General features: G+C 35.7%; 11 protein-coding genes. 5 read left to right on the plus strand and 6 right to left on the minus strand.

Features of this window, described 5'->3' with window-relative positions; genetic code table 11:
* The first annotated feature begins 28 nt into the window (after positions 1-28).
* Positions 29-1,474 carry an SDR family oxidoreductase gene (locus tag OO013_RS12750; RefSeq protein WP_266057224.1) on the plus strand — a complete coding sequence of 482 codons (1,446 nt, stop codon included), beginning with the start codon at positions 29-31 and terminating at the stop codon, positions 1,472-1,474.
* On the opposite strand, the gene OO013_RS12755 is transcribed toward OO013_RS12750, so the two are convergent.
* Entirely contained in the window at positions 1,475-2,878 is a 1,404-nt protein-coding gene (locus OO013_RS12755) for a TlpA family protein disulfide reductase (protein ID WP_266057225.1), read from the minus strand.
* 80 nt (positions 2,879-2,958) lie between these two features.
* Between OO013_RS12755 and OO013_RS12760 the strand changes: the two genes are divergently transcribed.
* A complete protein-coding gene (locus OO013_RS12760; protein ID WP_266057227.1) occupies positions 2,959-5,466 on the plus strand; it encodes a M14 metallopeptidase family protein in 2,508 nt (835 codons plus the stop codon).
* Between the two features lie 35 nt (positions 5,467-5,501).
* On the opposite strand, the gene OO013_RS12765 is transcribed toward OO013_RS12760, so the two are convergent.
* From OO013_RS12765 to OO013_RS12780, 4 genes are all read right to left on the minus strand, one after another.
* Positions 5,502-6,749 (minus strand): aspartyl protease family protein, encoded by a 1,248-nt coding sequence (locus tag OO013_RS12765; RefSeq protein WP_266057228.1) that lies wholly within the window; start codon positions 6,747-6,749, stop codon positions 5,502-5,504.
* 121 nt (positions 6,750-6,870) lie between these two features.
* The gene (locus OO013_RS12770) at positions 6,871-7,203 is read right to left on the minus strand and encodes a hypothetical protein (protein WP_266057229.1); all 333 of its coding nucleotides are present in this window, start codon (positions 7,201-7,203) and stop codon (positions 6,871-6,873) included.
* A 132-nt stretch (positions 7,204-7,335) separates the two neighbouring features.
* The gene (gene pheA / locus OO013_RS12775) at positions 7,336-8,400 is read right to left on the minus strand and encodes a prephenate dehydratase (protein WP_266057230.1); all 1,065 of its coding nucleotides are present in this window, start codon (positions 8,398-8,400) and stop codon (positions 7,336-7,338) included.
* A 105-nt stretch (positions 8,401-8,505) separates the two neighbouring features.
* Positions 8,506-9,252 carry a head GIN domain-containing protein gene (locus OO013_RS12780; protein ID WP_266057231.1) on the minus strand — a complete coding sequence of 249 codons (747 nt, stop codon included), beginning with the start codon at positions 9,250-9,252 and terminating at the stop codon, positions 8,506-8,508.
* Between the two features lie 173 nt (positions 9,253-9,425).
* Here OO013_RS12780 and glyA point away from each other — a divergent pair, with 173 nt between their 5' ends.
* The 3 genes from glyA to rpiB all read left to right on the plus strand — a co-directional run bounded on the left by glyA (position 9,426) and on the right by rpiB (position 12,029).
* Positions 9,426-10,697, plus strand: coding sequence for a serine hydroxymethyltransferase (gene glyA, locus OO013_RS12785; RefSeq protein WP_266057232.1), 1,272 nt, complete (start codon positions 9,426-9,428; stop codon positions 10,695-10,697).
* A gap of 83 nt (positions 10,698-10,780) precedes the next feature.
* Positions 10,781-11,605: a twin-arginine translocase subunit TatC gene (gene tatC / locus OO013_RS12790; protein WP_266057233.1), complete on the plus strand. Its 825-nt coding sequence runs from the start codon at positions 10,781-10,783 to the stop codon at positions 11,603-11,605.
* Positions 11,592-12,029, plus strand: a complete 438-nt coding sequence (rpiB, locus tag OO013_RS12795; protein ID WP_266057234.1) for a ribose 5-phosphate isomerase B — start codon at positions 11,592-11,594, stop codon at positions 12,027-12,029. Before tatC ends, rpiB begins: the two co-directional genes overlap by 14 nt.
* A gap of 57 nt (positions 12,030-12,086) precedes the next feature.
* On the opposite strand, the gene OO013_RS12800 is transcribed toward rpiB, so the two are convergent.
* Positions 12,087-13,499 (minus strand): DUF6427 family protein, encoded by a 1,413-nt coding sequence (locus OO013_RS12800; RefSeq protein WP_266057236.1) that lies wholly within the window; start codon positions 13,497-13,499, stop codon positions 12,087-12,089.
* Positions 13,500-13,554 lie beyond the last annotated feature (55 nt).

Below are 13,554 nucleotides of genomic sequence, written 5' to 3' on the forward strand. Positions count from 1 at the left end.
TCAGGCAATAACGATTGTTTTATATACAATGAAAATACTACTCACTGGATCAACTGGTTATATAGGAAGAAGATTGCTGCCCGTATTGATTGAGGAAGGGCATGAAATAGTATGTCCTGTAAGAGATACGCGTAGATTTGATTATGAAGATTTTACGGAAAAAGAACTCGAACAAATTGAAGTAATAGATAGTGACCTTTCGGTCAAAGAGGATTATCAAAAATTACCAAAGGATTTTGATGCAGCGTATTTCTTGATTCATGCCATGGCAAAAGGCTCCGGGTTTGAAACAGTAGAACAAAATATTGCAACTTTATTCAGAGACTTCGTCGATGAATCCTCTTGTAATCAAATTATTTATCTTAGTGGAATAGTCAATGATGAAAACCTATCCAAACACTTAAAATCAAGACTGGAAGTCGAAAAGATACTCAAAGAAAGTAAGTGTCATTTAACGGTGCTTCGGGCGGCAATCATAATCGGTTCAGGAAGTGCCTCATTTGAAATAATTAGAGATCTTGCTGAAAAACTCCCTTTAATGGTCACGCCGAAATGGCTAAACACCAAATGTCAGCCTATTGCAATCCGCAATGTAATTGAATACTTACTTAAATGTGCTGGTAATGACGACGTATATGATCAAACATTTGATATTGGAGGACCTGAAATATTGACCTATAAAGAGATGCTTTTAGGTTATGCAGAAGTCAGGGGGTTAAAAAGATATATTTTTACTTTACCAGTGATGAGCCCAAGACTCTCGAGCTATTGGCTATATTTTGTTACTTCAACCAATTATAAACTTGCGGTTTCATTAGTGGATTCAATGAAAAATGAGGTAACAGCAGAAGATAACAGAATTCATGAAATCATCCCTTCGGATTTACTGACCTATCAAAATGCTGTTTCTTTGGCCTTAGACAGGGTTGCCCAAAACAGGGTTATTAGCAGTTGGAAAGATACTATTGGGTATAAATATATCAGGGAAGATTTTCTAGACAGAATTAAAGTTCCTCAATATGGTGTTTTTGATGATATCAGAACATTCTCTTTCGAAAGACCTAAAAAGCAGGTAATTGAAAATGTATTCAGTATAGGTGGCACTAAGGGTTGGTATTATGGTGATTTCTTATGGGAAATTCGCGGACTCCTTGATAAGATGGTGGGAGGAGTAGGATTGAGAAGAGGTAGAAGAGATGCTAAAGACTTAAAGCCTGGCGATGCGCTAGACTTCTGGAGAGTTCTTGTGGCAGATCGTGTTAAAGGAAGGTTATTACTGTATGCTGAGATGAAATTACCTGGAGAGGCCTGGCTCGAATTTAAAATTAAAGAAAAAAATAAGACCGAATCCTGCCTGGTACAAACTGCTACCTTTAGACCTAAAGGATTAGCAGGAAGACTTTACTGGTATTCGGTCTTACCATTCCATGCTTTTATCTTCAAAGGAATGGCCCGGGGTATTATAAACTCTTAATTAATTTTGCGCTTTCTCATAATTTTCTAAAAACTCCTCAATTCGCGCAGCAGGAAGTTTTTTAGCGATAATTTTTTTATCCTCATCCAGGATATAAATAGTCGGAGTTGAGTATGCATCATAAAGGTCCTGATAATTCCCTACAAAAGTTCTTGGTCCATTCACTGTTATGAAATTCATATTCATTTCTCCAATGTAATCTCTCATTTTAGTTAAACTAGTATCTGTGCTAACAGCAAACACCTCCACATCAAAATCTGTATTATTATAAAAATCGACTAACACAGGTGTTTCTTTTTTACAATGACCACAATCAGGGTCGAAAAAATAGATTACAGTGTATTTCTTATCGATATTGTATAAAGACTTTTTATTCAGATCAACATCCTGCATAATCAGGTTTGGTCCTTTCATACCGATCAAACTCTTGCGCAGTTTATCTGAATATTCTCCCAGGTTCTTTTTTAATGAAGCACTTGCCCAATAGTCCATTGCGCCAGATTGAAAGTATTTGTCATTTAAGTGAACAAAAACCTTATCAAGCCCCATGATTTTTGGGTTTTGGTATTTCAACACCATGTTCCAGATTATAAACCGATACATATCTTCATTTGAAGAAGCTATTTCAGCTACCCTGTCAATTTCATTTATTAAAGTATCAGGATTTTGTGATAACACTTTATCAAAGTAAGTATCAAGCTTCTCCTTAATAACCTGGTTTGGCAGGCGCAAATAGATCGGATCCGACAAATCAATATTATCGAAAAAGTGAGTTTTATAATATTCGTAAGCCTGTTCCCGATCGTCTTTCATACTCTCCGGCACATCCACTGGTTTGTTAGCAGACATCATTTTTCCAAGAACTGAATTAGGATAATTCGCAATTACCGAGTCTTGAAAAACAAGAACCTCCTGATTTATCTTATCAAATTCTTTTTGTGCTGCATTTAACTCATCTTCGTTCGCAGTTGAATCTTTTAAAACTGATAGGTAAGGCTTTGCTTTTTGATTTTGTTCAAAATTAAATCGCATATTCTTATAAAAAAGTTCATTTCCTTTTGAACCTTCTATCTTCATATCAGCTATGTAATTTTGAGTTGGAGCTATTAATTTAAAATGCTGATCATTACCAACAGTAAAATCAAACAGCTTTTGCTTGTCAGCCATTAAAAAATAAACACCTTCAGGAAGAGGCTCTTCTCCTGAAAAAACCAGATGCCCCTCTGAATCAGTATTGACTGTATCTTTAGCATATGTTTTTCCATCAAAATAATACCCAAGGAAAACCTCTTTTTCTGGCATATCAGCTACAGTGATATCGAGCTCATAACCATTTTGAGCTGCAGAGGAAAAACTAATAATTGTTGAAACAAAAAAAATAAATAGAAAATCTTTTACTTGCATAACCAGTTGTCTGTATTTCTAATAAACTAATTTAGATACGTTTATAACTCAATGATGTTTTCAATTTGAAAAACGAATTTATGAAAAAAATATTTACGCTATTTGTATTTGCCATTTTTTCAGTGCATTCATTCTCACAAACTAAATCCCCTTCTGAGTTTCTCGGATATGAATTAGGAGAGCAATTTACGTACCATCATCGTGTTGTAGATTACTTTTATCATCTTGAAGAAGAAAAACCAGAGAATATCAAGCTCATAGAATACGGACGAACTTACGAAAACCGCCCATTATTGTATGCTATCGTTACATCAGAAGATAATCTCCAAAATATTGAAAAAATCAGAACGCGAAATATTGAAAGAGTTAATAAAGGAACGACTGAAGCAAACAACTCGGATCCTGCAATAGTTTGGTTGAGTTACAACGTACATGGCAACGAAGCAAACAGTACTGAGGCCTCGATGAAAACTGCATATAACCTTCTTACCAATCTTTCCGAAACCAGTGACCTCCTCAAAAATACTGTAGTGATCATTGATCCTTGTTTAAACCCCGACGGGCGGGACAGGTATGTTCACTGGTATAGACAAGTAGCAAATATTAAACCTGATATAAATCCTGTTGGCAGAGAACATCACGAACCATGGCCTGGAGGCAGGCAGAATCATTACCTCTTCGATCTTAACAGGGACTGGGCATGGATAACGCAAATAGAATCTAGACAAAGAATAAAAGTTTACAATGAATGGATGCCTCAAATTCACGTAGATTTCCATGAACAAAGCCATACTTCACCTTATTATTTTGCTCCGGCTTCCGAACCCTTTCATGAATTAATTTCAGACTGGCAGAGAGATTTTCAGGTTGCGATTGGAAAGAATAATGCGACCAGCTTTGACAAACAAGGATGGTTATACTTTACCAAGGAAAGATTTGACTTGCTATATCCAAGTTATGGCGATACTTACCCAATGTTCAGTGGTAGTATTGGTATGACTTACGAGCAAGCCGGGCATTCATTTGCCGGTCTAGGAATAAAGCTACCTGGAGGTGATACACTGACACTAAAAGATCGTCTCGAACATCATTTTACAAGTGGGATGTCAACAATTCGCACTGCATCAGAAAATCGGAGTGACCTTCTAAACAACTTTAGTGAGTATTTCAAATCTTCCAGAAACAACCCAGGTAAATATAAATCCTTTGTTATTTCTCAGGAAAACAATCCCAAGAAAGTTGAGGATATGCTTAAGATCCTCGATGCCCATAATATCATATACGGAAAAGCAGGTATCACTAAATCATTAAAAGGTTACGACTTTTCGACAATTAATGAGCAAACTATTGAAGTAAAGAAGAATGATCTTGTTATACCTGTAAACCAGCCTAAGTCAATTTTAACCCGTGTGCTCCTTGAACCCAAAACCAAACTGGCAGACAGTATTACTTACGATATTACCTCCTGGTCACTTTTCCATGCATATGGTTTAAAAGCAGCTGCAATATCTAGTTCTATACCTATCGAAAAGGAAGCTTTAGAAAGTGAATCAACCTTGCTTCCTGAAGAAAACGCTTATTCATACGTTGTGCCATTTCAAGGTCTCAGAAGTCATCGATTCCTGGCAAAATGTCTTACAAAAAATATTAAAGTTCATTTAGCTACTGAACCCTTTTCAACGAAAGAGAAGAAGTTTGAGCGTGGCACTTTGATTGTATTAGGAAGTTTAAACCACTCAACTGTGGATAACTTTTATAATAAATTAATTGAGATCACTAACGAAACCAATATTGATATCTATTCTGTATCATCCGGCTTCGCAACATCCGGTCCTGATTTTGGGTCGGCCTCTTACAGGCTTTTAGAAAAACCAGAAATCGCTCTTTTATCAGGTGAAGACACCTCTCCATTATCATTTGGTGAAAATTGGTATTATTTTGAACAGTTAGTCAATTACCAACCTCATATTGTTCGCCCTGGATATTTCGATGAAGAATATATGAATGAAGTGAATACAATAATTCTTCCTGATGGAGAATATTCAAGTCTCAATGAAGAAAAGATCCAAAAATTAGAAAAATGGGTGAAGGCAGGAGGAAAGTTAATTTTAATAGGTAATTCAATAGACAAATTTGATCCGGAAAAAACCAAGCTGGCCCTCGAAAAAACAAATTCAGAAAAAACAGAAGAAGACACTGAAACCTATAACTATAAAACCAGGATCAGGTCATATGGCAGATCAGAGAGAAATGCATTAAAAAATTATACTGCAGGAGCGATTTTAAATTATTCGCTCGATCAAACACACCCCCTGGCTTTTGGGCTGGGATCCTCTTATAGAGGGCTTAAGACCAATAACAACACATTTAAGCTATTGAAAAATGGCTGGAACGTTGGGTATCTTGAAAATAATTCTGTAGTGGATGGGTTTGTTGGGATTAATTTAAAGGAAGATCTTGAGGGCTCACTTGGTTTTGCTACAAAAAGCCTTGGTGATGGTAAAATTGTATATTTAATTGACAACCCACTGTTAAGGTGCTTTTGGTATGAAGGGTTGATTTTATATGGAAATGCTGTTTTTTACTAATAAATAACAAAGGCTGGAATTTCTTCCGGCCTTTGTTATAATACCCTTTCTAATTCTATTTTCCTTTTAAATGTTTCTTCTCCGCGTTGGAGTACTATCTTTAGTTTTTTCCCTTCTTTTCTGCTAAATAACTCTGATACCTCCCAGAGTTCCATATTTTCTACATTTGAGGAGTTAATTTTAAGTATTTTATCACCGGCAACTATACCAGCTCTGTCTGCTGGCGAGTCTTTTCTTACATAATGAATGGTTACTTCGTTAAGATGAGGACCATCAGCCATTACCTCTAATCCAGTCATGTTTAATTCAAACGGATCATTAAAAAACTTATTCTTTCTGAGGTAAAGTTTATTATTCTGATAATCGAATACAACAGTGAAACGGTTTAAAATTCCTCCTCCAATAGTCCCGTTTCTTTCATCATTTTTGGTAGCTTCCAGGTAAGCATCTCCTTCAGGAAAAGAAGCGATAACCTCGTCCAAACCATATTCTTTCAACCTCATCTCAGCAATTCTTCCAAGATTTCCATTTATATATCCGCCAAGCCCTCTTCCTATAACTGATTCAATATTTTCTTCGGGAACCTCAATTTTATTATGTGATTCGGTACTAAGCATTAAACTATGAGATGCCCCGGTGTCAATCATTAATTTACACTCGACTTTAGTTGAATCATCTACACTTATTGGAGCAAAAATATATGGTTTACCTTCAGTTATTTCCATATTGAATTCCTCATAGCTTCTCCTAGGCTTAAAATATTCCGGATCATGTAAAATTATTTCTTCATCATCGTAATCAATTTGTACGACAAAATTTTTAAATAACTCATACCCAAGAATACCATGAACATCGATTCCGATATTATTTTTTAGTTTTAAATAATCATTTTCCAGAACAAGTAACGCCTGACTGTGGCCCTTCACGCCAGGTAGAGCAAGTGTATTGTTACTCGCTACAAAAGCCGATATAACATGAGTTCCAGAAGCGTCAGAAATAAATACCTGACGGTCGTATTCCATCTCAATTAAATCACAAATGGTTTTCTCTGTTAAAATCGCATTCCTGACACCGGTATCGAGTATAAATTTTAGAGGTATTGTTTCGTTTAATAGAACAGGTACAATAATGAGGTTGTTGTATTTTTCGAAAGGGATAGTAATTCTCTTTACATCTGAAGTTAATTCAAAGCCGATTTTAGTAATTTGACTTTTAACATCAAACACTGATACGGTAAAAATGATAACTATGATTAGGATAATATTTTGTAAAGGTTTTTTCATTATAACTCCCTAGGGACTATTATAATAACGAAAATTTTTGACAATGGATTTACATACCGAATCAAAATCCACTAATCAAGCCATTAAGCAATCCGGGGATTAAAAAATCACCCAATTGGGGTTATTTTCTGTAATATGATTTGTACGAGGGTTTTCTTGCGTAAAACATTAACCACATAGCAGGAAAAAGAGCCAGGTCGATTAGTTTAATTCCTGTAGAGTACATTACCCTGTCTATTATACAAGAACTATTTTTTCCAAAAACTATATGTCTGTGTTTCCATCTTTTAAGGGGAAAAGGTAGTTTTTTACCTTTATCAATAAAGTAAAACCCTTTGGTAGAACTTGCAGAATGTGTGTTATAGCTGATCCATTCCTGTTTAAAAATCAGGAAATTGAGTTTAAGATGTGTAATGCCTCCCTTTTTTATACCATCAAATCTCAAAACTGACAATTTTGGGAAAGGGGGACTAAGGTGATTAAAAAGATTCTTGTTGAATCCTGATTCCACCTCTTTTATCGGCTTATTTATTTTTGTTTTAATAGTAATTTCCACAAAACATAAACCGGCAGGAAATAAAATAGTTTAGCAAAGCTTTACGTAAGACCCCAGCCACTTTACATTTTTTATAAAAGGAGCTAGAGCCTCCTGAATTTTAGCATCCTGAAAATGCCCATCGCATTCAACAAAAAACCAATATTTAAATTTTTTACCTTCTTTTGCAGGCCTACTTTCAACTTTTGAGAGATTTATGCCTGCTGTATGAAAAGCTTCCAAAAAGCTAGCCAGACTACCAGGAGAGTCAGGAAGTTTGGCCAATAAACTAGTCTTATTATTTTGTGCCGGCTGATTGACCATATCTTTAGCAAGAATCCAAAACCTTGTGTGGTTGGCATCAGAGTCTTCTATATTTTCAAAAAGGATGGGTAAACCATATTCTTTAGCTGCTATATGAGAACATATTGCTGCTGAATTGGGTTCTTCTTTGGACATTTTGACAGCTGTAGAAGTACTATTTACAGGTATAAGTTCTACCTGATCTCCAAAAAGATCCTCTAAAAAATTTCGACATTGTCTGAAAGCAATATCCTTTGAATAAATCTTTTTAATTTCTGATACTTTTTCCTGTCTGGTGGCAAAGGAAAAGTGAATTGGTAATGGTATTTCTGCAACTATATGGAGATCGTGCCTTCCAATCAGATCGATAGTTTCCTGTACGATTCCTTCCTGGTTATTTTCAACAGGGACTACCCCAAACCTAGCTCTGCCAGCACTGATAGTCTCAAAAACAGAGGATATGGATTTTATTGACAGATATTCACTATTTGCACCAAATCTACTTTCTGCTGCCTGGTGAGTAAAGCTTCCTTCAGGACCCAAAAACGCTACTCTTTCCGGGAGTTCCAGATTTCTGCTGACAGCAAAAATCTCAAGAAAAATAGCCTCTATTGCTTTTTGTTTTAAAAGACCTTTTGAACGCTTAGTCAATCGATCAATAATGGTTTTTTCTCTTTCCGGTCTGTAAATTATAGAGTTAGAAGACCGCTTGATTTCCCCAACACTGTTAACAATTTCCATTCGCTCATTAAGCAAATCCAGAATTTGATCATCCAGTTTATCAATTTTCTTTCTTAAGTCTTCTAATTTCACTTTGTATAGGTTTTATGCTAATCAAACAAATATCGCACAAAAAGCCATAAACAAAAAAAGCGGGTAACAATTACCCGCTTTAACTATAACTATTTTGAAGATTTGTTAATAATCCTCATCATTATCGTTGTTTTTATTATTTCCTTCACTAATTGAACCCAATCCATTAATATCTTCCCTGATCTCCTTTGGATTGCAATAATATTGGACTCCACCAATACCGGAGATTTCTGCATCTAATACTTCCCTTACACAAACCTGTGCTCCACCAACACCACTGATCTCAAGATCTGCATTGCTTGCGACAAGATTTTTTGCATCGAGGCCCCCGGCTCCACTTAGACTAACGGCTAAAAACTCAGTAAAACCTCTCAATTTAATTCCACCTGCTCCTGAAACATCGATCATAGTCTCATCAGTTTCAAGTGTCAGATTGATTGCTCCTGCACCTCCAAGATCCATTTTTAATTTATCGAGAATCAAGGTTCCTTCATTTTTTAGGTCCACGGCACCAGAAACATTTATTATTTCCAGATCGGGAAAATAAAGATCAATACGAATGTCATCAGCATCATATATATTTTCAGTGGTTTCAATCTCAAGTCTTCCGTTAGATTCATCCACTTCAATATAATTCATCAGGTTATCATCAGCTTCTATTACAAGTTTATAGTCATCTGCCTGGTGAAGATAAACAACAAAGTTGCCTTTAAATTCCACTTCAGAAAATTTAGACAACCCTTCTTCGCGATCAACTTTGTTCCCGGATCCTTTTACTCCATCGGAATAATCGCAGGAAGTAAGGCACGCAAAAAAGCTTAAAAAGAAAATGTTAAGAAAAATATTTTTCATGATTACTAATTTTGAGGTTAATTTAGCAGCACTAAATAAGAATTACATTAAAAACTCGCCATTCGGGGGTTTAAATTGATAAATGGTAAAAAGAGTAGTCTAATGGCACTCGTTTGTTTTGTATTACGGTAATCCACAATTAATTTTGCAACTGATTTAACAATATCACAATCATGTATAGAGACCAAAAAGTTTTTGACCTTATCGCTCAGGAAAAGAAGCGTCAGATGGAAGGAATAGAATTGATTGCTTCCGAAAACTTTACATCACCACAAGTAATGGAAGCCATGGGCAGTGTATTAACAAATAAATATGCTGAGGGATTACCAGGTAAACGCTATTATGGTGGTTGTGAAGTTGTTGATGAAGTCGAAAATTTAGCTATTCAACGTGCTTGTGAATTGTTCGGAGCAACATGGGCAAATGTCCAGCCACATTCCGGAGCGCAAGCAAACTCTGCAGTAATGTTGGCATTACTAAACCCTGGTGATAAAATTCTCGGATTTGATTTATCTCATGGAGGACATTTGACACATGGATCGACTGTTAATTTCAGTGGTAAACTTTATCAGCCATTCTTCTACGGTGTAGATAAAGAAACTGGTTTGATCGATTATGATCAAATGGAAGAAACAGCACGAAAAGAAAAGCCAAAATTGATAATTTGTGGAGCCTCTGCCTACAGCCGCGACTGGGATTATTCCAGATTCAGATCAGTAGCTGATGAAATAGGAGCAATCCTTCTGGCTGACATATCACACCCTAGTGGTTTGATCGCCCGCGGATTATTAAATGACCCACTGGAATTCTGTCATATCATAACTACTACTACTCATAAAACATTAAGAGGGCCAAGGGGTGGTATGATTTTAATGCGAGAGGATTTTGAAAATCCATTTGGTATTAAAACACCAAAAGGGACCACAAAAAAAATGACACAACTTCTTGATGGTGGGGTTTTCCCGGGTACCCAGGGTGGACCTTTAGAGCACGTTATAGCTGCTAAAGCTGTTGCTTACGGAGAAGCGTTAACTGATGAATATTTCAACTACATCGTTCAGGTTGAAAAAAACGCAAAAGCTATGGCTGATGCTTTTGTTGAAAAAGGATATGATATTATTTCCGGAGGTACTGATAATCACTTAATGCTAATCGACTTGAGATCTAAAGGCCTCACTGGTAAAGAAGCTGAAAACGGATTAGTTAACGCTGACATTACTATAAATAAAAACATGGTTCCGTTTGATGATAAGTCTCCATTTGTAACTTCGGGGATGCGGGTTGGCACAGCGGCTGTAACCACGAGGGGAATGAAAGAAGACGATATGAAAAAAATCGTCGGATTCATTGATGAAGTTCTAACAAATGTTGAAGATGAAGAAAAGGTCGGTAAGATCAAAAAAGACATTAATGAATGGATGAGTGGGTTTGAATTATATGTGTAAATTCATCCTTTTAAATAATCTTAACAGCATAGGCTTTCATTAGCCTGTGCTTTTTTTAATTTTGCGCATATAATAAAACTATAGTGGCACAAGAACAAAATGAAATGACCTTCCTTGAACACCTCGAAGAATTGAGGTGGCATATCATACGGTCTCTGGCTTCCATACTTGTTTTTGGAATCCTTGCCTTCATTTTTAGTGAGTTTTTATTCGGTGAGGTAATAATGGGGCCTGGTAAATCAGACTTCGTTACTTTCAGGCTATTTTGCAAGCTCGGACAAGAATTGAATATACCTGCTTTATGCATCGATGATTTTAAAATCACACTATACAACAGACAAATAGCAGGTCAGTTTATGGCTGATATTAAATACTCCATCATGCTTGGCTTTATTTGTGCATTTCCTTATGCCTTTTTTGAGATTTGGAGATTCATAAAACCAGGTCTTCATATGGAGGAAAAAAACGCATCCCGTGGAGCTGTTTTCTTTGTTACTGCATTATTTTTATTAGGTGTTTGCTTTGGTTATTTTATTATTTCACCTTTTTCGTTCAATTTTCTATACCATTATTCTATTACTGCCGAATTTGAGAATGAAATTGATCTGGCCTCATATGTTGGGTTTCTGGCTACCCTGGTTTTAGCCTGTGGTATAACCTTTCAGTTACCTGTTGTCGTTTACTTTCTTACAAAGGCAGGCATAGTAACTCCTAACTATTTAAAAACATACAGAAGACATGCGTTTATAATCATTCTGTTTTTATCAGCAATGATTACACCACCAGATATTTTCACACAGTTATTAGTTAGTTTACCATTGTTCCTGCTGTATGAGATTAGCATTGTAGTATCTAAGAGTTTATATAAAAGAATATCAAAAGATCTTGTAAAACATGAAGACGAATAAATTATTTATCGGGGGAGACCACGCCGGATTTGAGTTAAAGCAAAAGTTTGTTGATTATCTAAACGATAAGGGTTTTGAAGTAACTGATCACGGTACTTATTCTGAAGATTCAACTGATTATCCGGATTATGCTCACCCGGTTGCTGACGATGTTGCTAAAAATGATGATTCATTAGGTATCCTGATCTGCGGAAGTGGAAATGGAGTTTGCATGACAGCAAATAAGCATAAAGATATCAGAGCAGCTCTATGCTGGAATGAAGAGTTAGCTGCGCTTGCTCGCCAGCATAATAATGCCAATGTAATTTGTATACCATCGCGGTTTGTAGAAGAAGAAGTTGCTTTTAAAATGTTGAGCACATTCTTAAATACAGACTTTGAAGGAGGAAGACACGAACGAAGGGTAGGAAAGATCTCCTGTTAAAACATCTTTTTTTAAATAATGAAATAGTCTTTATTTAAAAAGAAAAAGGCTATTTCATTATTCTACCAAACGATATATCACACCATCACTGGTCTCATATCTGTCTTCTAATAAAGGTAAATATTCTTTTATCTGAGGAATGACATTTTCTTTATCAAGAATAACTTCCGGAGGATCCTGAACAAATGAGTTATAAAGATGAACAATTCTGTTATAACGATCAGTATTTTCAAAATACGGCCTGGATATCTCCCAATTAAAATATGGTGTCGCTAACCTGGCTTCTCTGTAGTACTGTTTATTATTACCAACAACTAACAATTTTTTACCACTTACCTCGCTAGAATATTTATCCTCCTCAGGTAAGAACATAATATTTTCAGTTACATCTACCCCAAATAAAAATGGTCTTTCATAATACATTCCATAATTGACAAAAATTATGCAACCAAGAAATATAAACCATTGCAATTCTGCCATCCATTTTCGTCTGATAAGTAGAAAATAATGAGAAAGAAAAAACGCAAAAGCAGGAACAAACAATAATAAATGATATATTGACCGGTCTTTTGAAACTGCCCAAACCACTAAGCTGATAATAAAAAATATTAACATTACCTGTTGTAATCGCACCTGGTAATTGGTGTACCTGGAATAGGTAAAGGTTTTAAATACTGATATAAATAAGAAAAATACAGGTATTGCTAATATCAGCCAAAACATTATCCTTGAATATCTTTGAATCCATTCAAGTGAAAACCAACTGAAAACAAAGTTATCAAGAAAGATCAGTGACGAATCAAGATATAAAAACAAAACAAACACTATGGCAAAAGGTAATGCTACGCCATAAAAAAACAGCAGGTATCTTCTGGCAACAGTTCCTGTAAACAAGACCAGGCTGAACAAACAAAAAACAATATAAAGTCCTGACGGCAAATAAGACATTGTGGCCATAGACAAGTAAAACCCTGTAATAAGAAAATCTCTGTCTTCGGTCTTTACTTCTATCCTCTTAAAAATATTTTCAGTTGCAAGCAATATAAATGTCAGGCTGATCAACACAGGAGACATTAAATACATATCAGGAAACAAATTACTGCAAACTGCATATATCATTCCCGGAACATAAGTGTTTTCATTAAAGGCCTTGTTTCTAAGAGCAATTCTGTTAAATGTAATTGCCTGGAATAAAGTTAGCAGTACTCCACCAACCTGAAGAGGCCATTGAGTTCTTCCAAATATAAAATTCAATACAGCATACAAATATGCGCTTACTGGACCAATGTCATCAAAAAGATCCTTGTACAACACTTTTCCGTTGACAAGTTCCTCACCAATCAAAAGCCATTCCACCTCTGGCAGTGTAAGCCAGATGCCTGATATCCAATAGGGTAGCCGTATCAGAAGTATCAATAAAAAAACCGCTACAAAGCGATAAGGGTCGTTTATTCTAAAAAACTGTAACAAGGATACGCTGGTTAATCTTTAAAGTGATTTCGAAAATAGCCGAAATTCAAGAAAA

Source organism: Mangrovivirga halotolerans, from assembly GCF_026241165.1.
Classification (GTDB): domain Bacteria; phylum Bacteroidota; class Bacteroidia; order Cytophagales; family Cyclobacteriaceae; genus Mangrovivirga; species Mangrovivirga halotolerans.